This window comes from Streptomyces sp. NBC_00223 (assembly GCF_036199905.1).
In the GTDB taxonomy this organism is placed as follows: Bacteria; Actinomycetota; Actinomycetes; order Streptomycetales; family Streptomycetaceae; genus Actinacidiphila.
In genome coordinates this window covers 1,810,717-1,832,551 of sequence record NZ_CP108109.1, presented here as the reverse complement: position 1 = coordinate 1,832,551, position 21,835 = coordinate 1,810,717, and the positions used below count along the sequence as shown (strand labels likewise).

The following is a 21,835-nucleotide window of genomic DNA, read 5'->3' as shown; positions in this document are numbered from 1 at the left end:
GTCTGTCTCCCGGGGCACGCCCGTCTCCCGAGGCCCGTTCCCCGAGGCCCGTCGCCTGGGGCCCGTTCCCCGAGGCCCCGCCCCGCTCAGCCCGCCCACGCCTCCCCGCCCACGGCCACCGCCGCGCCACCCGTACGCGCCGACTCCTCGATCGCCAGCGCGATCGCGTGGTCCTGGCAGCCCTCCGCGAGCGGATACGGCGCCGGCCCCTCGCCGCGTACCCACGCGCCCGTACGGAACAGCAGGTCGACGACGGCCAGATCGTCCTCGGAGAAGCGCGCGCCGACGTAGTCGTTCCGGTAGACCACCCGCCCGTCGAAGCTGATGTGGTGCAGCTCGGAGCCCTCCAGATTGAGGTCCGTGCCGGTACGCCGCCGGACCAGCGGCGATTCCACCGGGGTGCGCGGGTCGGCCATCCGCACCACCTGGTCGTCCACGATCTCGCCCAGCGAGCCGCGGACCACCACGCGGCGGGCCCGCAGCGGGTTCCACCACTGGTTGTCCGTGAAGTCGTACAGGCCCGTCCGGCCGCCGCCGAAGTCCAGGAACGCCAGCGTGGTCGTGGCGTCCTTCGGTGTCAGGTCGTCCGTCCAGCCGGCCGGGGTCATCGGATCGGCGAGCGGCGCGGTGAACGACTTCGCCGTCACGGTCGCCGCCCCGAGCCCGACGTCCAGCGTGTGCCGGATCAGCGACACCGCGTGGTAGAGGTGCGTGGACGACAGCTGTACGGACGTGACCTCGCCGATCACCCCCTCGCGCAGCAGCGCCAGGCGCGCCGCGTGGCCCGGCATCAGCGGGTACTGCTCGGCCACCTGCACCAGGCCGCTGCTCCCGGTGTCCCGCCACAGCGCCCGCAGCCCGTCGAGGTCGGGCGCGGGCGGGGTCTCGGCGAGCACCGGCACCTCCCGCCGTACGAGGTCCCGCGTCACCTCGGGCGTCGCCGCCCACGGCACCGACGGGATCACGAACTCCGGTTTGCCGCCCAGCAGTTCATCGGTCGTACGGTACGAGGGCACGCCCCAGGCCGCCTCGACCTCGGCGCCGCGCCCGGCGGAACGGGTCACCACGCCGGTCACCGCGAGCCGTTCGGGCAGCGCCTTCGCGAGCCGGACGAAGAACTCCGACCGCCAGCCGCTGCCGACCAGGCCGAAACGTATGGGTGTTGCGCTCACGTAGGTGCTCCTCGGGAGCCGGGCCGCGGGGGCCGGGGGCGGGCGGGATCAGCCCCCAGTCCAGGTCACCGGCCCTGCGTCAGTCAAGGCCGCCGAAGAATCAGCCGAGGAATCAGCCGAGGTCGCCGAAGACATGGACCTCGGGCGCGCACGCCTGGACGGCCGTCCTGAGCCGGTCGACGTCCAGCCGCCACAGCGTGAGCGCGCGGTGTGCGCTCTCCGTCCCCCGGAACCGCTCCACGAACTCGGCGGGCACCTGCGTGGCCAGATAGGCGTCGAGCTGCTGGAGAGCGGCGGACTCCGCGGGCGCGGGCGGCCGCGCGGGACCCACCCGGTGGCGCACCTCAAGGTACGGCACCTTGGTCCGCGGCAGGTTCCCGTCCATCCACAGGGAGATCGAGACGACCTCCGACCACGGCAGATACGTGGCCCTGATCGTGCGGGGTCCGAAGGGCAGACCGCCCAGCGTCACGCCCTTGGGATCGATCCGCAGCGCCAGGGGACGGGCGGTCGCCAGCACGACGATCATCAGCAGGACCAGCCCCACCAGGACGCCGAGCACGACGGCGGCCACGACGGGCACCCCCGGCACGAACGCCATCGCGACCAGCACTGCGCACAGCGCGGCGATCCGCACCGCCGCCGCGTTCCACCCGTACCGCGCCTCGTACACCCGCGCCTCCCCACCCATCCCCCCATCCAACCAGCCCCACCCGCAAGGGGACCCCGGGGGTCAGACGGCGTACGGATCGGTCAGCGCCATCGGTGTGCGGGCGATGTCAAGCGCGGACGCCGGGAAACGGGGTCCGGCCGTGTAGTAGCGCGCCCGGGTACGGCCGACCGATTCGAGCACCTGGGCGGTGACGAGGTCGCGGAGGTCGCGCTGTGCCTGCTGCACGCTGAGGCTTTCGGCGTGTTCGTAGCGGGAGCGCCGGACCCGTCCGGCCATGGCGACGTCGTGCAGGGCGGTCACCACCCGCTCGTCGAGTCCCGAATCCTCGGCGAACTCCGTGAGCGACGTCCACACCCGGCTGGAACGGTCGAGGCGGCCCCGCACGGTCTGTGCCTGCTGGTGATACGCCGTGAGGTTGAAGCGGACCCATCCGGACACATCCTGGTCCGGAAGGAACTCGGCGCCCCGGCGCTGCAGTTCGCGGTAGTACTCCCAGGTGTTGCCGGGGCGTCCGAGCCAGGCCTCGATGGAGGAGAACTCCGGGGCGAGCACCCCTTCCCGGGCGATCAGCAGGGTCTGCAGCGAGCGGGACATCCGGCCGTTGCCGTCGGCCCAGGGGTGGATGGACACCAGGTGGAGATGGGCCATGGCCGCCCTGACCAGCGGGTGGCTGCCGTCGTCGGTGTTCAGCCAGTCGACGAGTTCACCCATGAGGGCGGGCACGTCCTCGGCGTCCGGCGCGGTGTACGCGGCGATGCTGGGATCGCGGGCGTCGGTGACGTACACGGCGCCCCGGCGCCACTGCCCGGCCGGCTTGGGGACGGTGTGCCGGTGGCCCTGGAGCATCCAGTGCAGGGAGTTGAGCAGGCCCTTGCTGTAGCGGAAGTCGTCGACATCGTGGAGCGTCTGGACGTAGGTCATCATCTGCTGGTAGGCGAGGGTCTCCTCGCGGTTCTCCTCGGAGACGTCGACCTCGCGCTCGCCCGCCATCAGGTCCTCGACATCGACCGTGGCCACCTTGAAGCCCTCGATCGAGTTCGAGGCCGCGACGGCGTCGGCGGTCAGGAACTTCCGCAGCCCGGCCGACCACTTCGAAGGCGTGGCACGCACCTGGTGCCGCAGGGCCCGGCGCGCGCGTTCGATGTCGTCCAGTACGCGGGCGTCGTCGGGGCTGAGGGTCGGGGTGGGGTAGAGCATGTGTCAATGATGCAATGACGTAATCATCACGTCAACATCCTCGCTATTTGAGGAGGCGGGAGAGGCGGCGGTCGGCGAGGGGTTTGCCGGCGGTCTGGCAGGTGGGGCAGTACTGGAGGGCGGAGTCCGCGAAGGAGACCTCGCGGATCGTGTCGCCGCAGACCGGGCACGGCTCGCCCTTGCGCCCGTGCACCCGCAGCCCGCTCTTCTTCTCCGACTTCAGGTCGCGCAGCGGGAGCCCACGGGAGCGTTCGACCGCGTCGGCCAGCGTCGTGCCGATCGCCGCGTACAGCCGCGCCACCTCGTCCTCGGAGAGCTTCGCCGCCAGCCGGAACGGCGACATCCGGGCCGCGTGCAGGATCTCGTCCGAGTACGCGTTCCCGATCCCGGCCAGCACGCTCTGGTCGCGCAGCACGCCCTTGATCTGGCGCCGCTCCCCGTCGAGCATGGCGGCGAAGGCGGCCGGGGTGAACGTTTCGGCGAGCGGATCGGGCCCGAGCCGCGCGATACCCGGCACGTCGAGGGGGTCCCGTACGACATGGATCGCGAGGTGCTTCTGCGTACCGGCCTCCGTCACGTCGAAGCCCGCGCCGTCCTCGGGGTCGGTGAGCCGTACCCGCAGCGCGAGCGGGCCCTTGCCCCGGCGCGGCGGCCCCTCCGGCAGCTGGTCGCTCCACCGCACCCAGCCCGCCCGCGCGAGGTGGACGACCAGGTGCACGGCGTCCGCCCGGGTGTCCCCCTCGCCGGCGTCCGCTCCCCGCGTCCGGAGGTCGAGGAACTTGCCGTGCCGGGTCACCGCGTCGAACACCCGCCCCTCAAGCGCCGTGATCGGCGGGTCGTACGTCTTGAGCGCGTGGAAGGCCAGCGGATACGTCCGCGCGACACCGCGGCCGACCAGCCGCTCGGCCAGAAAACGGCTCAGGGACTCCACCTCGGGCAATTCAGGCATACCACCAGTCTGCCCCGGCCCCGCCCCGACCGGCGGCTATCGGAATGTGCCGTCGCACACGACGTTCCGCAGCGTCTCCGCCAGCCCGCGCCCGAACGCGGCCTGGGCGCGCCCGGCCCGCGGGGTGTCGACGCAGATGCGGTTCATGTGCAGACCGGCGTCATTGCGGTGGAACCAGTAGCCGACGCCATTGCTCTGCGGCACCCACGCGTGCCCCATCGGCTTCCACTCGGCGTGCCGCTCCGCCCCGGGGACCTTGCGGAAATCAAGGTAAGAGAAGAAGTTCACCGGGAAAGGCCATGCTCCCAGCTCCGCGTATTCGGGGGCCAGCAGGTGCCATGCCTTCACAAAGGGCACCCCGGCGTTCCGCAGCATTTCCACGGACGCGGTCCCCGCGTTTCCCACGACCGCCGCGAAATCCTCCTCCCTCGCCACGGAGAATTCGATCGGCATCGGATTGGCGAACCAGCCCAGGGAATGCGCGTAGGAACCCCGGCCGCGTTCGCTCACGGGAATCACCGCCCGGAACACCTCGGGCCCGCCCTCCTCGCGCAGCGCCACCCCGACGGCCGCCAGGACACCCAGCGACAGATTCCCGCCGACGGCCCGGCACCTGGCCTCCATCGCGTCGGCGGCGTCGCCGTCCAGCAGCGTCTCCGTGTCGTTGCGCACCGGGTACATCCGGCCGGGCTCGACCCCGAGATCCAGCGGGGAACGCGGAAAGAAACCACCGTTCCGCGCCGTGAACGCCTTCCAGTAGTCGAGCCGCGGATCGTCGGCGTCGATCTCCTGATTACGGGCGAGCTGCGCCCGGCTGAAAGCGAGATAACTCCCCGCCTCGGGCAATTCCGGCTGATCACCCCGCGCATACGACGTATAGGCGACACCGACGTCACGCACCACGAGCGGCGCCGACATTCCGTCGGAGAGCAGATGGTCGAAAGCGAGATACACCGTGGTGGACGTGTCCCCGATCACCGCGCCCATGACGAACAGCGGCCCGTTCAGCGTGTCGATCCGCCGAAAGGACTCGGCGAGAAAGGCGTGGATCCCGGCCGATCCGCCGAACGGCCCCACGTCGACCAGCTTGAGCGCGACCTCGTCCGGCCCGAGGACATCGCAGGCCGGGTCGCCGGAGAGTTGCTGGAACGTACAGCGCAGCACCTCGTGCCGCCGGACCAGGAGGAGCAGCGCGGCTTCGAGCGCCTCGCGGTCGAGGGGGCCCGGGAGCTCGAAGGTGACGGCGACGTACGACGTGATGCTCTCGTCCGTAGTACGGGCCTCCTGCGCCGCGGCGAGGTACTTCTCCTGGGTGTACGAGGTGACGCCGCGTGCCTGCGCGGGTCCGGCGGCGCCGCGCATGGCGGTGGGGAGCAGCTCCCACTCCACGATGTGGCCGGGCGTGAACTCCCGCTCTTCGAGGGGTGCTTGACGCATGACGGCCCTTCCTGTCGATCCCTTGCCGGCCCGCGCGGACCGCGGGGGCGGACCGCGTCCGGTGGTGTGCCGGCCGGTGGCGTGCCGGACGTGCCCGTCCGGCCCGAAGCCCCAACGACCGGACCGGCGGTACGGCAACGGGGGCCGTACGAGGAGGGGCCGGTACGGCGGGAGGTCCCGTACGAACGGGGCCGCCCGGCCCAGCGGCCCGTTTCCGCACCGCCACCCCGCTCGTTGGGCTGGCGAGCGGGCGCGGTGACGGAAACGGTGGGCGGCGTGCTTCGGCGGTCGCAGCCCCTGCCCGTCCGGACCACATCCGTCCTGGCTGCGTGAGCGACACAGCGACGGACGACGGAAAGGGCCACCGTGCTTCAGGCACCCATCGAAGATCTGGAGATCGCACCGGGACATCTCGTGGAATGGGAGATGGTCGCCACCACCATGCGTGGCACCCCCGCACCCGCGGAGCCGCGCGAGAACACGTCGTACAACCAGGCGAAACATTTCTCCGTCGCCCAGGAGGCCCGGAGCACCAACGACCCCCTCGGCTCCTACCTCGCCGGGACGTTCGAGATCGCCGGGCCGCTCGACCGCGAGGCGCTCGAAGCCGCGCTGCTCTTCTTCGTACGGCGGCACGAGGTGCTGCGCTCCACCTTCCACCAGCTCTCCGGCGAACTGAGCTGCGACACCCTCGGGCCGGACGAGATCGCGCTCAAGTCCGTCGAGGTGGGGAGCGTCGACTCCGCGCCCGAACTGCGGGACCGACTGCACCGGTTCTTCCAGCGGGTCGACCCGGTGTCCGGGCCCCTGCTGGTGATGGGCGCGGTGATCAGGGAGGAGTCCACCACGGTGTGCTTCGCCTGCGACCACCTCGTCACCGACGGCATCTCCACTCCGCTCGCCGTGCGGGACATCGCCACCGCGTACGCCGCGTACGCGCGCGGTGAGCAGCCGGAACTCCCCGAGGCCGGCAGTTGCCTCGCCTTCAGCCGGGAGCAGCACCGCCGGCACCAGGAGATCGGCGCCGACGATCCCCGGCTCGACTACTGGCGGACGTTCATGGCCGGGAACGGCGGCTTCTTCCCGCCCTTCCCGCTGGACATCGGGGTCGAGCCCGGCCGGGTCCACCCGACGGTCAACGAGACGGATCAGCTGCTGACGGCCGAGGAGGTCGACGCGATGGAGTCGCGCTGCCGGGCGGCCGGGGGCCGGCTCTTCATGGGAATCCTGGCGGCCGTCGGGGTGTCCCTGCGCAAGGAGGGCGGCCCGGCGGTCTACCGCGGGCTCATGCCGGTCAGCGAACGCGGCCGGGACTCCTACGCCCACGCCATGGGCTGGTTCGTCAACACCCTGCCGATCGCCTTCTCCGTGGCGGAGGACCGGGACTTCACCGAGATCATGACCGGTGTACGGGACGCGGCCGCCGAGATGCGCGAGCACGCCGACGTGCCCTTCGTCCGGGCGTGGCATCTGCTGGCGCCGCAGTACGCCGCGATGCGCTACTGGCCGTACCCGGTGAACTTCTTCTCCTACCTGGACTTCCGCCGGGTCCCGGGGGCACGGCACCACACGGACCGGAAGGCGGGGAAGCACATCTGGGCGTCGCACAGCAACGGCATCTGCTTCTGGTTCCACCGCAACGACACGGGCCTGTACGTCAACTCCCTCTACGCGGACACCCCGCAGGCCCGCCGCACCAAACCCGCCCTCATCCGCACTCTCACCCGGACCCTCCACAACGTGACCCGCACCGGCACCCTCTGACGCCGGCCCGGCGTCACGTTCCGGACCCGGGGGTGCGGGCGCGCGGTCCGGACCCGCCGGCCCGGACCGCGCGCCCGCCGCGACTAGCTTCCGTAGACCTCCAGTTCATAGATACGGGCGGCTGGGTCGGTGGTCCGGGTCGGGGTGAGGACGCTCAGGCGGACATAACGGCCGGTGGCACTGACCGCGTTGGTGGTCGTGTCCGCGGTGTTGCCGCGGATCTGCGCCGCCGTGGTCCAGTTGGCGCCGTCCGCGGACACGGCCAGGTCGAAGTCCTTGGTGTTCCAGTCCGGGTTCTCCCCGCCGGCCCCGGCGTGCCGCACCACGAGCGAGGTCAGCGCGTGCGAGGCGCCGAGGTCGACCGTCAGCGTCTTGGTGCCCGACACCTTCGAGCACCACTTGTCCGAATTACCGCCGTTGTAACTGCCGTTGACCGCCTTGTCGGGCGTCTCCGTCGTGCCGCAGGAGTCGGAGCCGGTGGCCGTACGGCCGAGTGCGAGGTCCGGGCTGCCGCCGCCGTACACCTGGAGTTCGTAGATCCGGGCGGCGCTGTCGTTCGCCACGTTGGTGGGGGAGGAGACGGCGAGCCGCACATAGCGGGCCTGGCGCGCCGAGACGGGGTGGTACGTACGCCTCAGCCCGCCGCTCACCGTGGTCAGCCAGGACCCGGTGGCCCTGGGCGGCACGGCGGCCACCATGCTCTTCTCCCGTATCGCGGGCGACCGTTCGGCCCCGCGCTCGGTGGTCCTGCTGACCCGCTTCCTTGTCCGCGGGTCCGGCGAGTTCCGCGCCCACCCGGCCGCCCGCCCGGCCGCCCGCCCAGCCCCCGATCTGGCCGGCGACGCGCCCGGCCCGTGTACCTGACACCTCCGCCGGCCGGTCCCGTACGGACGCCCACCGCTCCCGTACGGCTGTCGCCGACCGGTCCCGCACTACACATGGAACGGCACGGTGGTCACGACGATCTTCGGCAGCGGCCGCAGCGCCCGGCGCAGGCGCGCGGCGATCCGGCTGTGCAGGACGCGGTGGCGCAGATGCCGCGTGACGACCTCGGGGAGGATCACGGTCACCGTGAGGTCGGGGCGCTGGCGGTGCAGCGCCTCGATGTAGTGGACCATGGGCGCGACGGTGGCCCGGTAGGGGGAGACGACGACCTCCAGGGGAAGGTGGTTCCCCCACACCTCCCAGTACGCGCGCAGCCGTTGGGCCTCCTCCTCGCTCGGGCTGACATGGAGGGCGAGCGTCGGCTGCTGGAGCGAGGCCGCGTAGGCGAGCGCGCGCAGGCTGGCGAGGTTGAGCGACGAGATGGCCACGACCGAGAGGTGGTGGATCGCCTGGGGTGTCTCCTCTTCCTCCTCCCCTTCGGGCACCGGCGGGGGCACAGGCTCGGGGGTGACGGGCTCGGGCGCCACGGGCTCGGGCGTCGGCGCCGTTCCGTCGGGCGCTTTCCCGCCGGGCGGCGGCTTCAGCGTGTGCGTGGGCAGTTCGATGGAGTGGGGGCGCAGCCGCAGCAAGTCGCCGACGACGTCGTAGTGATGCCTGATCCGGACCGCGAGGAGGAGGAACAGGCCGATGACCACCAGCGCGACCCAGGCGCCCGAGGTGAACTTGGCGATCGCCGCCGTGATCAGAACGAGGGCCGAGAGCAGACCACCGGTCGCGTTGAAGGCCAGACTCTTGCGCCAATGCGCGTCACGCAGCCGCCACCAGTGGACCACCATCCCGGACTGCGACAGCGTGAAGGCGAGGAAGACTCCGACCGCGTAGAGCGGGATCAGTGACGCGGTGCTGCCGCCGAAGGCCACGTAGACCAGGGCGGCGGCCGCGGACAGCAGCGCGATGCCGTTGCTGAAGGCCAGCCGGTCGCCCAGCCGCAGGAAGATGTGCGGGGCGTGGTGGTCCCGGGCCAGCAGGAACAGCACGCGCGGGAAGTCGTTGTACGCGGTGTTCGCCGCGAGCAGCAGCACCGCCGCGGTGGCGGCCTGTACGAAGACGTACATCACGCCCGAGCCGAAGCTGAGATGGGCGAGCTGCGAGAGCACCGTCTCCCGGCTGTTGGGCACGACCCCGGTGAGGTGGACGATGGCGACCGTGCCCGCGAAGAGCGTGATGAGCAGGGTGATCATCCAGGTCAGCGTGGTGCGCGCGTTGCGCCACCGCACGGGCTGGAAGGCCGGTACGGCGTTGGAGATGGCCTCGATGCCGGTCATGGCCGTGGAGCCCGAGGCGAAGGCGCGCATGATCAGCAGCAGTCCGACGCCCTCGGTGGCGTGCAGGCGCGGGGCGGGCACGGGGTGGAAGCCGTGGCCGGCGGAGTGCACCAGGGTCGTGATGATCAGGGCGGCCATGGCGATGATGAAGGCGTAGGTCGGCGCGGCGAACAGCACACCGGCCTGCCGGATACCGCGCAGATTCCCGGCGAACAGCACCGCGATCACGGCCACGCCGATCGGCACGGTCTCCGGGCGCAGCCCGGGAAGCGCCGAGGTGATGGCGGCGACCCCGGAGGCGATCGACACGGCGACCGTCAGCACGTAGTCGATCATCAGACCGCCGGCGGCCAGCAGCCCCGGCATCCGCCCGAGGTTGTCGCTGGCGACGATGTAGGAGCCGCCGCCGCGCGGATAGGCGCGGATCGTCTGCCGGTACGAGATGCCGACCGCCAGCATCAGGAACGCGATCACGGCGGCGATCGGCAGCGAGTACGTCAGCCCCGCGGAGCCCGCGAGCACGAGCACGGCGAGCATGGCCTCGGGGCCGTACGCGACCGAGGACAGGGCGTCCGCGGAGAGCACCGGCAGCGCCACGATCTTGTGCATGCTCTCGCGGGCGATCGCGGTGCTCTTCAGCGGCGGCCCGAGCAGGGTCCGGCGGACGTGGCGGACAAAGCGGTCCAGCGGGGTGGTCGGCAGGTCGGAGGTGTCGTCGGGCGCGCTCCCGGACGCGCTCTCGGCCGGCCGGCCGCCCAGCGGGGTGACACGCACGAGCCGGCCGAACCGGGGCGGCAGGATGTCCGCCGCCGGGGGGAAGCGGCCCAGGTCGGGGTCGACGGGCAGGGCCCGGCGCGACACCTCGGGGCCGGCCGACACCTGCGCCCACTCCTGCCCGGCCAGGCGCAGCACCCGGAGCTGCTCGCTGTCGAGGCCCGGCAGCACAGCGGAGGGGCTGGGCACGCCGGAGCCGCCCGCTTCCTCTTCTTGACTACGGTACGTTGAGGACACATCGCTCAGTGTCCCCGCGATCCCGCCCCGTACGGTGGCGCCGCGCGATCCGGGCGCCACCGCCCGTGTGGTCGCGGTGGCGGGTGAGAGGCGTGGGTGATTGACGTCCGGGGCCTCGGCAAGCTCAACTCGCAGCTGGCCGACCACCCGTACGGCGGGACGCTCACGTCCTGGGCGAACACGGCCTACGCGCACGACCGCAACGCCCTCGACCAGTACGGCCCGCACTGGGCCGGCGGCAACGGCTCACCGGACCACGGCTGCCGGCCGGTGGGTGCCGAGATCTCCCCGTAGACGGTGCTGACGATCGTGATGCGCCCCGGAGCGGGGATCGGCGCGCAGAACTTCCAGGCAGCGACGCGTGTCGGCCGGCGCGAGGCGGCACAGCTCTTCCCATCCTCTGACCGCCTCGCTGCTGCCGAATCGCACGTCCCACTCGCTGTCGGGTGGTGGCACGGTGACCCGGTCGCCTCGCTTGGGGCTCACGCGGTGACCTCCACCGGCCCGAAGTCGCCTTGCGTGGGCCGGAGCGCGTTCCCGTACTGCGCCGGATCGGCCTTGATGCGGGCGGTCGCGCCCCACGCCGTAATGACCTCCTGGACGCCGGAGTCGGTGTTCAGCTCGGCGGCATCGGACAGTACGGCGACAAGTTCGACAGCGAAGTCGCGGACTTCCTCGTCCCGCAGGTGGCGTACCCGGGGGAAGACATCGGGCAGCGCCATCAGCAGCGCGCGTGCTCCGGGGTCCTGCTTCATCAGCGCGAGGAACAGCCGGGAGGCGGTGGTGAGGGTCTGGTCGCGCAGATCCTCGCGGTCAGCGGCGGTCGGTAGAAATCGGGGGCGTCGCGGTGGGTCACGCGCAGCCTCCCGAGAGTGGCGGCACGCTCAGCCACCGCGCGCGGATTCCGCGAGAGGTCGGAAAAGGTCACGGCGTCCGGATGGCTGATACTCATGCCGCCAGATCACATTCTGATGTCCATCGATGAGCGCCGGGAAGCCCCCGCAGCGCTGCTATCGACCGGAGCCCGCACTCGACCCTGCTTCGGGTTCTCCGGACGCGTGGCTTCCCCCGCTGCTGGAGCCGGCCGGGAGCGTGGCCGGGTCGGTGGCGCTCGCCGAGCGGTTCAGCGGGCCGGAACCGATACCGCTGCGCAGTTCCTGCCGTACCTGCCGCCACGCTCGGATGATCTGCGGCAACCTCGACAACACCTCGCTGATCTGCGTCAGCAGCAGCGTGATGCATCCGAACGCGGCGAGGATGACCAGGGTTATGTCGTCCCACTTCACAGTGCGACCTCCGCCTTCCGAGCACGGGCCAGGGCTTTGTCTGTACTTCTGCGCATGTCGACACCTCGTGCCACCGGTCGGCATCTCAGGTCGCATACCTGCTGAAGCCACTGATGTGTATACGGAGCTGGGCGAACACGCCCATGCGCAGCGTCCTCGGGTGCCGGGCCCCAGGGAAGACGCCGCCCGCCGACTCTCCGCGAGCCGGACACAGTTGGTACGCACCGGTTCTCCGACCCGGGGCCCCACGCGTGAGGAAGGTCGGGCGAATCGCTAGCCGAAGGGGATTTGGCCGGAGAGCCAGTCGAGGGCATGTGCCCCCAGCCGGTCGGGTGCTTCGAGCAACGCGGCCTCCACTTCGGCGAGATCTCCCAGCGCCTCGGGTGCGCTCGACCGATCCAATGCGGTGAGGCGTTCCATCGCCGCCGCGACGACGGTGGGCCAGCCGGGCATGCCGAAGTGGGTAGACGCCTTGAACACCGCCGAGGTGGCTCTGTACAACAGGGCGTGCTGCCAGCCGTGCTCACGCATGAGCTCGGACGTGTACCAGACCCGGTCGTCGACGTGCTGGACGAACTCCTCCGTGGGTTCGCCACTTGACCCCAAGGTGAAGCGCGAACCGCCGGCCCAGCGGAGGTGAATGTCCGAGGCGACGGCTTGAAAGGCGAGCAGAGCCTCCGGGCCGTCCTCCCTGGCAGCGATGAGCGACGTTCGCGCCCTGCGGTACAGATCGACGCTCTGCGCGAAGATCTCGCCGTCGCTCGGTCCGCCGGCAGCCGCGTGGATGGCGTCCAACGGGCTGTCTCGCCACGCGTCGGAGACGAGACCGACCGCGGCCGCGCTGACAAGGACCTCCGTGTCCTCCGTATCGATGCCGACGTGCTTCAGCACGGTGACGAACTGCTCGCGCGTGACGCTCTGAGCCGGCTCTTCGCCCGTGTCCGAGCTCTCCGCTTCGGCCTCGACCCCGCCCTCGGTCACCGTCGTGATCGGCGAATGGCGTCGACCGGGCGTCGGAGTGAGGTCCGGTCGCTCCACGACGACTCCGTGGGTCGTCAGGTCGTCGAAAATTCCGTCCGGCCCGCAGTCGATGTGTGAGGAGTCATGGCGTCCCGAGCAGCCTTCCGGGCACTCGAACTCCCCGCACATCTCCGGCTCCTCGGGCTGCGCTTCGTTGATCAGGTGGTAGGCGAGCCGTTCTGCCACCGCCTCCCGCGCCGCAATCATGGCCAGGCTGAGCCGGAAGGTCTCGTCCCGCAGGTCCGAGTCGTCACTGTCCACGGAGTGGGGAGGCTCCGGCGCGTCCGGCACCCAGGTGTACGCCGATTCCAAGGAGACCAGCAGCCAGGCGACCCGCAGCACCTCGGTGTCACCGTCCTCGGCCAGTCCGGCTACGGCTTCCGCGGCCTGCCGCACACCGTCGAGCCGGGCGAGGTGGCGCTCACGTACCGGCAGCCATGCCTCGGACTCCGCTCGGGCCCGCTCGGCGTCCTGAGTCAGTGCGGCGTCGCGGGCCCGTCGCGCCCGGGCGACCAACCGGGTCAGACAGGGTCGGCACCCGAAGAGACCGGAGGTCGGGGTCGGCCCGAGCGGTATGGCAGCGAGGTCTTCACCGAACAACTCGTCGCACAGGCAGCAGTTCAGACCTCCCACATGGCGAGACGTGGGGATGCTGGGCAGGGCAGCACGGATCGTGTCACGGGCGTAGGCAGGGATGTGCACGTGTAACAACTCCTCGGACGGCGGCGCTCCGTCGGCACCTCCTCCATGCTCACCTCCCTGTTCGGCCGCGAGTCACGCTTTGGCGGGCTGGACGGCGAACTTGTCGAAAGCTGACTCGGCTGTGGCCTGTGACTTCTACGGTGTTGGCGAAACTTGACAACCCGAGCAGAGCTGGAATGGACGTGAATGCTGTGGGCACCTCACCGCAACCGGAAGGTCGACACCGGGAGTTGGTTGACGCACTGCAGGAGCTGCACCGCGCGGCAGGCCGACCGAGCTTTCGGCAGCTGAGCACGCTGATCCGTCTCCGCGAAGACCAACTGTCGGCAGCCAGCCATGAGAGCATCCGGTCGGCCGTCAAGGGGATACGGGTGCCGCGCTGGCAGACCGTCCGCGACATCGTCGTGGTCCTGGCAGGGGAGTGCAGCCCGCCCCGGGACGAGGAGGCCGAGACGGCCAGGTTCCTGCCGCTGTGGCGCGCGATCGGTGAAGGAGAGTCGGGCGCACTGAAGTCGTTCCAGGAACTCGCCAACGCCGGCTGGGGAGGCGAGGACGGCAACTGGACGCCGGAGCTGGTCATGGGCACGCTGCTCAACCCCTTCAGCGCCATCGAAATTCACCCGTCGCTCGCCGTTCCGCACGAGACGCTGCTGTCGGAGGACGACTGGGTCCGGATGATGGTGAAGCAGATAGAGGAGCAGGGTGCCGAACACGTGCTTCGCGTCCTGCTGCACACGCTGAAGGGCGACTACGTAGGGGCCGGGGAGGGAGCGCCGTACGGCTACCGAAACCCTGACTGGGAGAGCATGGAGGCGTACCGGGCCTTCCACTACGGCTGCCAGGAGGTTCGTCGCCGGCTGAGCAACGAGCCGAATCTCCTCGCGGAGTCGATTCGTGCCATGCGCGCCGACGAGACGATGGACCGGGACGACCGGGCGGAGATGCTGGAGAACGAGTCGGACCCGAGCCTGATGCGTGAGGTGATGATCGCGACTCCGGCCACCTGGGACGAGCTGTCGGAGCAGGCACATCACATGCTCTTCGGCTATCTGATCAAGCAGATCGGACCGGTGGGCCCCATCGGGCTTCCCGACGCCGAGCGGTTCCAGATCACCTGGCGGATCCCCGAGCCCAAGGCATAGCCACCTCCGGGCACCATCTGACCGCCGCCGCCACCCTCACCGGCGGCAAGCGCACAGTGCTTCGGGGCCGGGCCCCGGCATGCTGGTGGGCTTCTTCTCCAGTCGCCGAGGCGCCTGTCCGGACGGGCGGCAGTACGACAGCTGAGTCCTCCCGGCCGGGCGTCAGTCCTCCCGCCGCATGAAGAAGGCCGTCGACCCCGCCCTTGGGGGCGGGGCCGACGGCCTGATTGACGAAACAGTGGACGCCTACAGTGCTCCTCTGATCCACCACCACCCGTCACACTGGGGGGCGGGTTCGGCTGAGGACTCTGTCTCGCACGTGCGGTCCCAATGCCTTCGCCTTCGGGCCGCACGGCGGGGTATCGGTGGCTACTGCACGTACCCTTGCGGAGAGTGGCTGTCCGGCCAAGAGTCCATGTTCGATTCGAGATCAACGGCGTACACGGGCCGCTCTTCTATCCCGAGGATGCGCATCAACTCAGTGGTCGGAATCCGGTATCGGCCGCCGACGCGTAGCACCGGGCAGGGGAAGGTACCCCGACGGATCAAGCGGTACGCGGTCGAGCAGCAGATACCGAGTGCTCGGGCGGCCGTTCGCAGGTCGACCGCGACCGGCAGGTCGAATGCCTCCGCGAAGCTGAGCGGGCCCTGCGCGGTGCGTTTCACCGTCGCCTCGCACGGCGGCGCAGCGACAGAGTGCCGATGCGTCGCCTGTTCCTGGAATGCCCTGCTCGGCGCATGACCTCGTGCAGGCCGAGGTCATCGGCAAGGCTGTTGAGCACTTCCCTCTCCAAGCGTTCCGCCGGGATCGGGAATCGCAGTGGGGCGCGCAGTCCGTCCGGCCCGTCCGGTCGAACGACCTCCACTTCGAAGTCCTGCTGCTCGAGGTTTTCGCCGCCCGTCACCGTGCGACAGCTGTCGTCCGCGAGGTTCTCCAGGTGCGCCGACGGCCTTTCTCGCAGGCCGGCACGGGCGAAGCGCCACCCGTGGCTGCGCGCCGCCTTGATCAGCGCCTGGGCCGACGGGAGAGTCGCGGGGTCCGCGATCCGCAACTCCTCCAGAAGGGCGAGGATCATCTCCGACTCCACGTCGGCCCGGTCGGCGCGCAGCCGTCCGCAGATGCGGTAGGCAGTGCCTGTCAGTTGAGGCAAGGCCAGCCAGATCAGTAGAAGTTGCCAGGAGCCGCCCGGGGTGCGATCGGCGCACGCGCGGACCAGAGCCTCCTGCCAGATCGCGGCGCTCAGGGCCGGGTCGGAGGCCGGCTCGTACAGCGCCTCGCGCGCTTCGGCGGGGGAGAGGGAGAGCGGCTGCCCGCCATCGCCGTCCGGTGCGACGGTCAGTCGTACGTCCTCCCTTGCCCGAGGGTCGTCGAAGTGCCGCGAAACTGCGGCGAACGCGCTGGAAGAAGTGGAAAACGTCATGCAGTGACCTCTCTCGGTACCCGGAACAGTCCGGAGACCGGATGAACGAAGACAAGTTTTCTGCGATGCCCGACCTTCCACAGGGCGGACAAAACGGGAATGAGTCCCAGGAGTCCCAGCTTTGTGCACACACGCGGAGAGTTACTACCTCGAGGGATGAGGCGATGTGGCGGCCGGGGATTCGTAACCGGCCGGCACGGGAGGGAACATGGGGCGAGTGCGGTTTGCGCGGGACAGGCGTGGCGCACTGGGGGTGCCCGCCCGGAGGCGGGCACCCCCACGCGTCCGGAGATTGGGCCGTCTCAGTCGCCCGCGGACGACGAGTCGTCCGGCGTCGCCGTCGGCGGCGTCACGGGAACCTCCTGCTGCTCCTTGACGGCCGACGGCCGGCGGGTGGGCGGGTAGTCCGAGGACCGCTTGCGGCGGTTCCCCCTCCGGTTGCGCTGGCGGTTGTTCATAGCACTCGTCCTTTCTGTTCGTGAGTGTGCCGGTATCACCCGGTGTGGCGAGCGGCTGACGCCATGGTGCCCGGTCGGCGCGGACCGTCGTCGGGTCGAATCTGAGGGAATCCTGAGCCCTGTCTGAGGGGCGTGAAGAAGCACAAGCGTGTAAGGCGGGCTTCGGATGCGCACAGATCCAGCAGTGCCGCTGGGGAGGCTGATGTCACAACCGGGGTGTGGAAGGAGTGGGGCGATGAAAGGACGTGTGCTGGGGTTGATCAGCGCTGAAGTCCCAGGTCACCCCGGTGTTTCGGGTGCCACGAAGGCCGCCGCCCTGTTCGGCTTGCTGGTGACGTCGCCGGGGTTCCAATGCACCAAGGAAGAAGTCGCCGCCTGTCTTTGGCCGGGCGAGGAGCGTCCGGACGACCGCCTCTACCGGGTCGTGTCGGATTTGCGGTACAGGCTGGGGGAGGAGATCGTCCCACGCAATCCCTCGGGCGTATGTGCGATTCGCCCGCCGGAGGGAAGCGTCGACTACGTCCGCTTTCGCGAGGGAGTGGAGAGGGCCGAGCGCCTGTGGGGGCGGGAGCAGGGCCCCGGCGAGTGCCTGGATCGTCTGGTTTGATCATGTGATGCCGTAGAGGGCGAGGACGCGGGGGCGCTCGGTGTGGGCTCGTCGTCCGGCGGCGGTGTTGACGTAGCCGGCGAGCTTGAGCGCGCTGCGGATCAGGTCGCGGAGGGCAGCGAGTACGGCGGGCGCGTTGTGGGTCCTGACCTGGGACTTGTCCTCGTTGAAGGTGACATCTCGACACCAGTGGACGGTATTTTCCACGGTCCAGTGCCCGCGGGCCCAGGACGCGATCTCGGCTGCGTTCGCTTCCTCGGTGGGCAGGTCGGTGATGGCGTAGACGGTCTCGCTGGACCATTTCTTCGCCCCGTAGAGACGGCGACGGCGCTGGATGCGCAGGACCTGGGCCGCGTGCGGGAAGAGCAGTCCGTTGACGGTGACGACCTGCACGAGCCGCTGCTCGTGACGGCCGTGGCCCCGGGCGTCGTCGCGGTGGATCACGGGGATCACTTTCCAGGGCAGGGCGTGGAGCTGACGGGCCTGGCCGCGCTGGTTGTTCTTGATGGTCAGCAGGTAGTGAGCGCCGCGTTCGCGCAGGTAGGTGGCGTGGTCGCGTTGGGCGTGGAGGGCATCGGCGGTAACGACCACTCCCGCGAGATCAGCGTCATCGATCTGGTCGAGGAGAGGTGCGAACTCGGGGATCTCGTTGGTCTTCGCGCCGATCTCCCGGGAGGCGAGCGTGACACCGTCGCCGTGACGGACGGCGGACAGGACGAAGACCCGGCTGCCGTCCGGGCGCCTCGCGCCACGCAGGCACTTGCCGTCCACCGCGATCGCCCGCCGTCGCAGCCGTACCGGCTCGGCGCGGGCGGCCGCCCGGTGGGCCCGGCGCTGTTCACGCTCGGTGCCACCGTCGGGCATCACCGGATCCGGCCGGCGGGCCTGTGCGGACAGCAGAGGCCGGAGGTAGTCGTAGCCGGCCGCGCTGATCTCACCGGGATCGAGCCGCCCCAGGACGCTGCGCAGGGTCTTCTCGCTCGGCACCCGGTAGCGGCCAAGGAGTGGGTGGTAGGGCAGGCCGAAGGCGGCCAGTTCCTCCGGCGTCGCACGTCGGCACCACTCCGCCGCCGCGGTGATCGAGTCGTGGCCGGACGAGGTCATCGCGCAGACCACCAGGGCCAGCAGCGAGGAGAGCCGGTACCGCACTCCGCAAGCCCCTCTCGGATCGGTGACCGACTCGAACTCGACTACCAGGCAGCGGACTTGCTCCTTGGCGGCACCCTCGCCGAGAGCCTCCAGGCAGGGCGCATGAGGCACGGGGACAGCGACAGGGGATGATGGAGGAACGAACACGGCACCTTCGTGGATCTTGCAGCGTAGAGAACTCCATGATCCACAGGTGCCGTGTTCACCTGCTTCCGGGGCCCACCACCGAGATCAACACCCCAGGCCGGGACAATCCAGGCACTCGCCGGGGCCCTGGGGGCGGGAGCGGTTCGAGCAGTTGAGCGCCGCCCTTGCGGAGTGGCGTGACCAGAAACCATTGCGTGGGCTGCCGGACGACGGATTGTTCGGATTACGGAAGGCCCAACTGCGAGAGGAATGGCTGAATGCAACATGCAGTCAGTTGGAGGCCGCCTGGTTGGCGAATGAGGAGAAATGGCTGTGTGAGGAGACGCAGAAGTTGTACGAGCGACTGCCGGACCGGGCGCCGATCCGACAGTTCTATTTCCTCGCTCACGGCTCGGAACTGCCGCGTGTGAAGCGGGAAAAGCTCCTCAAGGAGTGGAAGCGGCGCTTCGGGGACCCCGATGCAGGTCTGCAGAGAGCCATTGACCTGATTCATGGGAACACTCGCCGCTCGCGCAGAGGCGTTCCTCTCCCGGTTCCGAATCAATTGCCTGCGCGCGGCCACCGGCCTTTGGGTCGGGATGGACTGATACATAAGATCGTCGAGGCCGTACGGGAGCGACAGGATTCAGGAAACGGGTCGTTGATCGTTCTCAGCGGCATGGCCGGTATTGGGAAGAGCACGATTGCCCACCATGTTGCATGGATCCTGGAGGACAGATTCCCGGACGGCGTTCTCTATGCCAATCTCCGCGGGTTCACCGGTGAAGACGCGCAGCCTGCCGATCCGGAACATGTTCTGGACCGCTTTCTGGCAGAGTTACCGCCTTACTCCTCTGCGGCCGGGCTGGATGGCAAGAGCGCGGCGCTGCGTTCCGCACTGGCCCACAGGTCGGTCCTCATCGTGCTCGACGACGCACTGAGCGCCAAGCAGGTGTTGCCGTTACTCCCTGGAGTCGGTACGAGTGCCGTCCTGATCACCAGCCGCAAGACCCTGGGCGACCTGCGTTCCCATCACGAGGTGGATTTGCGCCCTGTGGGACCACTGGGGGAGGAGGCCGCACTGGAGCTGCTTCAGGAAAAGGTCTCCGTGGCGGATCGAGGCAAGCACGCTCAGGCCTTCACGGATCTCGCGCGGTTGTGTTGTCATCTCCCGCTTGCTCTCATCGTGGTCGCGCGACGCCTCGAGAACCGCCCGCACCACACCGTCGACGTTCTCGCACGAGAACTTGCGGAAGAGCGGGAGAAGTTGAACGTTCTGCATCTGCCCGCTCATGAGCTGTCCGTCCGGATGGCCTTGAACTGCTCCGTCCGTGCGCTTTCCGAAGAGGCACGGCGCCTGCTCTGGCAGTTGGCCGTGCATCCCGGTCCCAGTATCGGATGGGACGCGGTCATGGATCTCGGCATGGTGGGGAACGGCATGCGCGCTGACCGGGCTGTGGAGGAGCTCGCGACGGCGAACCTGGTGGAGCTGCGATCCGACCGCTACCGCCTGCACGACCTGGTGCGTGCTTTCGCCCGCCACTATGTGGTTCCGGTGGTACCCGGAGCACTCGAGAGCTTCGAGAAGGCGACGGTACTTCAGGTGCTGGAGCACCAGTTGCAGAACGTCCGCGCCTGCGACCGACTTCTCGACGGCCAGCGGATGCTGCCCATCGGGGAGCCGAACGGGATCACGGTGGCCGAACCGGAGGGACTGGACCAGGCCGTGTCCCTGCTGGACGAGGAGTACGACACCGTCCTGCTCGGTATCCGACTCGCGGTCGAGCAGGGACTGGAACACTACATGTGGCTGCTGCCGATGGCCCTGGTCACCTACCAGTGGCGCCGTCGTCGCCTCGCCGACGCGTTGCGGGGCCTCACACACGCCACTGAAGCCGCGGAGTCCGATGCCTCCCCCGTCGAGCGCGCCATGTTCTACCGGATGCTGGCGGGAACCCAGTGGAGGCTGGAGGCGTTCGAGCCCGCCGCGAACCACCTGCGGCGGGCCATTCTCCTGAGTGAGCAGGACGACAGCGAAGCCGGCCTGTTGAGTCTCGCTCGCTCCCTTCACGCGCTCGCGCTCACACTGCGCAAGCAGGGGTGCGTAGCAGAGGCGGAAGAGCACCACCGGCGGGCCTTGGTGCTGTACAGGGAGTTGTCCGATCTCGTCGGAGAGGCGGCGACGCTGAACGGCATCGGCACGCTTCACTACGACCAAGGGGAGTACGACGAGGCACTTCGCTTCTGTGCGGACGCGCTCGGCGTCGTCGAGAGGACCACGGACCTGAGCGGTCGCGCCGATGTGCTGTACACCCTCGCCAAGATCCACCAGTCGCGAGCCGAGCGGAATGAGGCCCTGCTCCTCTACCGGCGCGCCTGCGAGAACTACCGGCAGCTGGAAAATTGGCCCAACGAGGACAAGGTTCTCTGGCTCTACGCTGACGTACTCGTGGCTGCCGGGCGCTCACCTGACGCCGTTGAGGCGCTGGAGCGGGTCCTGGTGCTGCGGGAGCGCATGGGTGGCGCGGGCGTGCATGAGGTTCGGGACCGCCTGGAGGGGTTGAGATGAGGGGCGATCCCGTTGAGTCAGAGCGTCGGTCGACGGGTGCGGTAGTACTCGGTCGGGTCAGGCCGAAGGGGCTTCGCCGGCCGCCGCGATCCGAGGGACGGCAGATGCGGGCGCAGATCGGCGAAGACCTCCCGTACATCGACCGGCCGCCGCCACAGCTCGCGCTCCACCATGCGAAGGGCTAGTGGAGTGAACTCGGCGGGGATCTTCGCGAGGCGTTCCGGAGGCAGCACTGGGCAGTCCTGTGCGGCTCTCCTCCTTGCCCCGGAGTACGGCAGTTGCATGACGGTCATCTCCAGCAGCATGCAGCCCAGCGCGAAAATGTCCGCTTGCGGGGTCACCCCCTTGGGATTCGCGTCGAGCTGCTCGGGTGGTGCGTATCCAATGGTGCCGCAACCGCGATCGGTCTTCTTTCGGGCCCGGATGGCGAGGCCCAGATCGAGCAGCCTGATCCGCCCGTCGGGCTCCACCATGACGTTCTCCGGCTTCACGTCGCGGTGCACGAGCCCCGAGCGGTGAACGGCGTCGAGGATCTCGCAGAGCTGACCGATGACCGAAGCCACGGTGGCCACCTTGAACGGCCTGGCCGAGGCCAGTAAGTCGAACAGAAGGGTCCCCTCCACGAATTCCATGACAATACAGCGTCGGCTGCCGTAATGGCCTCGGGCGAACAAGTTAGGAATGCCTGGAATCCGGGCGAGCTCGCGGGCATGGGTGCCCTCGGCGTCGAGTTCATTCGCCAAGTCGCGGAAGTAGTTTTCCGACTCGAATTCCCTTTCTTTCTGGATCTTGAGAGCCACCTTTCGGCCGCTTTTGCGTTCGCGGCCGACGAACAGGTCGCCCTGGCCGCCATCGCCGACTTGTTCGAGGACTTCGTAGTGCTCTTCGATCTCGTTGAGATCTTCGATTTCTTCCATGGCCACCTTCTCTGTTGCGCGGCAG

General features: G+C 69.5%; 21 protein-coding genes. 6 read left to right on the top strand and 15 right to left on the bottom strand.

Annotation, left to right across the window (positions count from 1 at the left end; genetic code table 11):
* Window positions 1-86: 86 nt before the first annotated feature.
* The 5 genes from OHA30_RS07710 to OHA30_RS07690 all read right to left on the bottom strand — a co-directional run bounded on the left by OHA30_RS07710 (window position 87) and on the right by OHA30_RS07690 (window position 5,428).
* On the bottom strand, window positions 87-1,172 hold the full coding sequence (locus tag OHA30_RS07710) for a Gfo/Idh/MocA family protein (RefSeq protein ID WP_328913050.1): 1,086 nt from the start codon (window positions 1,170-1,172) through the stop codon (window positions 87-89).
* A 112-nt stretch (window positions 1,173-1,284) separates the two neighbouring features.
* Window positions 1,285-1,863, bottom strand: coding sequence for a hypothetical protein (locus OHA30_RS07705; RefSeq protein WP_328913049.1), 579 nt, complete (start codon window positions 1,861-1,863; stop codon window positions 1,285-1,287).
* A 42-nt stretch (window positions 1,864-1,905) separates the two neighbouring features.
* On the bottom strand, window positions 1,906-3,042 hold the full coding sequence (locus tag OHA30_RS07700) for a Fic family protein (RefSeq protein ID WP_328913048.1): 1,137 nt from the start codon (window positions 3,040-3,042) through the stop codon (window positions 1,906-1,908).
* A 43-nt stretch (window positions 3,043-3,085) separates the two neighbouring features.
* Window positions 3,086-3,991, bottom strand: coding sequence for an Fpg/Nei family DNA glycosylase (locus OHA30_RS07695; protein ID WP_328913047.1), 906 nt, complete (start codon window positions 3,989-3,991; stop codon window positions 3,086-3,088).
* Window positions 3,992-4,027: 36 nt separating this feature from the next.
* A complete protein-coding gene (locus OHA30_RS07690; protein ID WP_328913046.1) occupies window positions 4,028-5,428 on the bottom strand; it encodes a condensation domain-containing protein in 1,401 nt (466 codons plus the stop codon).
* A gap of 366 nt (window positions 5,429-5,794) precedes the next feature.
* Between OHA30_RS07690 and OHA30_RS07685 the strand changes: the two genes are divergently transcribed.
* On the top strand, window positions 5,795-7,192 hold the full coding sequence (locus OHA30_RS07685) for a condensation domain-containing protein (RefSeq protein WP_328913045.1): 1,398 nt from the start codon (window positions 5,795-5,797) through the stop codon (window positions 7,190-7,192).
* Between the two features lie 83 nt (window positions 7,193-7,275).
* Here the strand turns inward: OHA30_RS07685 and OHA30_RS07680 are convergent, their stop codons facing one another.
* Window positions 7,276-7,890 carry a discoidin domain-containing protein gene (locus OHA30_RS07680; protein WP_328913044.1) on the bottom strand — a complete coding sequence of 205 codons (615 nt, stop codon included), beginning with the start codon at window positions 7,888-7,890 and terminating at the stop codon, window positions 7,276-7,278.
* Here OHA30_RS07680 and OHA30_RS07675 point away from each other — a divergent pair.
* Complete coding sequence (locus OHA30_RS07675) at window positions 7,844-8,056, top strand: hypothetical protein (RefSeq protein ID WP_328913043.1); 213 nt, start codon at window positions 7,844-7,846, stop codon at window positions 8,054-8,056. The two genes, OHA30_RS07680 and OHA30_RS07675, sit on opposite strands and share 47 nt — an antisense overlap.
* Window positions 8,057-8,124: 68 nt before the next feature.
* Here the strand turns inward: OHA30_RS07675 and OHA30_RS07670 are convergent, their stop codons facing one another.
* Window positions 8,125-10,413, bottom strand: coding sequence for an APC family permease (locus OHA30_RS07670; RefSeq protein WP_405785683.1), 2,289 nt, complete (start codon window positions 10,411-10,413; stop codon window positions 8,125-8,127).
* A gap of 96 nt (window positions 10,414-10,509) precedes the next feature.
* Here OHA30_RS07670 and OHA30_RS07665 point away from each other — a divergent pair, with 96 nt between their 5' ends.
* A complete protein-coding gene (locus OHA30_RS07665) occupies window positions 10,510-10,707 on the top strand; it encodes a hypothetical protein (RefSeq protein ID WP_405785685.1) in 198 nt (65 codons plus the stop codon).
* Window positions 10,708-10,895: 188 nt separating this feature from the next.
* Here OHA30_RS07665 and OHA30_RS07660 read toward each other — a convergent pair whose 3' ends face one another.
* From OHA30_RS07660 to OHA30_RS07650, 3 genes are all read right to left on the bottom strand, one after another.
* Window positions 10,896-11,168 carry a DUF6247 family protein gene (locus tag OHA30_RS07660; RefSeq protein ID WP_328913042.1) on the bottom strand — a complete coding sequence of 91 codons (273 nt, stop codon included), beginning with the start codon at window positions 11,166-11,168 and terminating at the stop codon, window positions 10,896-10,898.
* Window positions 11,169-11,423: 255 nt separating this feature from the next.
* Window positions 11,424-11,699, bottom strand: coding sequence for a hypothetical protein (locus OHA30_RS07655; protein WP_328913041.1), 276 nt, complete (start codon window positions 11,697-11,699; stop codon window positions 11,424-11,426).
* Window positions 11,700-11,972: 273 nt separating this feature from the next.
* Window positions 11,973-13,421 (bottom strand): hypothetical protein, encoded by a 1,449-nt coding sequence (locus tag OHA30_RS07650; protein ID WP_328913040.1) that lies wholly within the window; start codon window positions 13,419-13,421, stop codon window positions 11,973-11,975.
* 230 nt (window positions 13,422-13,651) lie between these two features.
* Between OHA30_RS07650 and OHA30_RS07645 the strand changes: the two genes are divergently transcribed.
* Window positions 13,652-14,563 carry a hypothetical protein gene (locus OHA30_RS07645; protein WP_328913039.1) on the top strand — a complete coding sequence of 304 codons (912 nt, stop codon included), beginning with the start codon at window positions 13,652-13,654 and terminating at the stop codon, window positions 14,561-14,563.
* Between the two features lie 369 nt (window positions 14,564-14,932).
* On the opposite strand, the gene OHA30_RS07640 is transcribed toward OHA30_RS07645, so the two are convergent.
* From OHA30_RS07640 to OHA30_RS07630, 3 genes are all read right to left on the bottom strand, one after another.
* Entirely contained in the window at window positions 14,933-15,229 is a 297-nt protein-coding gene (locus OHA30_RS07640) for a helix-turn-helix domain-containing protein (RefSeq protein ID WP_328913038.1), read from the bottom strand.
* Window positions 15,226-15,984 carry a hypothetical protein gene (locus OHA30_RS07635; protein ID WP_328913037.1) on the bottom strand — a complete coding sequence of 253 codons (759 nt, stop codon included), beginning with the start codon at window positions 15,982-15,984 and terminating at the stop codon, window positions 15,226-15,228. The genes OHA30_RS07640 and OHA30_RS07635 overlap by 4 nt, the downstream gene beginning before the upstream one ends.
* Window positions 15,985-16,286: 302 nt before the next feature.
* On the bottom strand, window positions 16,287-16,442 hold the full coding sequence (locus OHA30_RS07630; protein WP_328913036.1) for a hypothetical protein: 156 nt from the start codon (window positions 16,440-16,442) through the stop codon (window positions 16,287-16,289).
* A 235-nt stretch (window positions 16,443-16,677) separates the two neighbouring features.
* Between OHA30_RS07630 and OHA30_RS07625 the strand changes: the two genes are divergently transcribed.
* The gene (locus OHA30_RS07625; RefSeq protein WP_328913035.1) at window positions 16,678-17,049 is read left to right on the top strand and encodes an AfsR/SARP family transcriptional regulator; all 372 of its coding nucleotides are present in this window, start codon (window positions 16,678-16,680) and stop codon (window positions 17,047-17,049) included.
* Here the strand turns inward: OHA30_RS07625 and OHA30_RS07620 are convergent, their stop codons facing one another.
* Window positions 17,050-18,345 (bottom strand): ISAs1 family transposase, encoded by a 1,296-nt coding sequence (locus OHA30_RS07620; protein WP_328913034.1) that lies wholly within the window; start codon window positions 18,343-18,345, stop codon window positions 17,050-17,052.
* 289 nt (window positions 18,346-18,634) lie between these two features.
* Here OHA30_RS07620 and OHA30_RS07615 point away from each other — a divergent pair, with 289 nt between their 5' ends.
* Entirely contained in the window at window positions 18,635-20,893 is a 2,259-nt protein-coding gene (locus OHA30_RS07615; protein ID WP_328913033.1) for a tetratricopeptide repeat protein, read from the top strand.
* A 17-nt stretch (window positions 20,894-20,910) separates the two neighbouring features.
* Here OHA30_RS07615 and OHA30_RS07610 read toward each other — a convergent pair whose 3' ends face one another.
* Window positions 20,911-21,810 carry a serine/threonine protein kinase gene (locus OHA30_RS07610; protein WP_328913032.1) on the bottom strand — a complete coding sequence of 300 codons (900 nt, stop codon included), beginning with the start codon at window positions 21,808-21,810 and terminating at the stop codon, window positions 20,911-20,913.
* Window positions 21,811-21,835 lie beyond the last annotated feature (25 nt).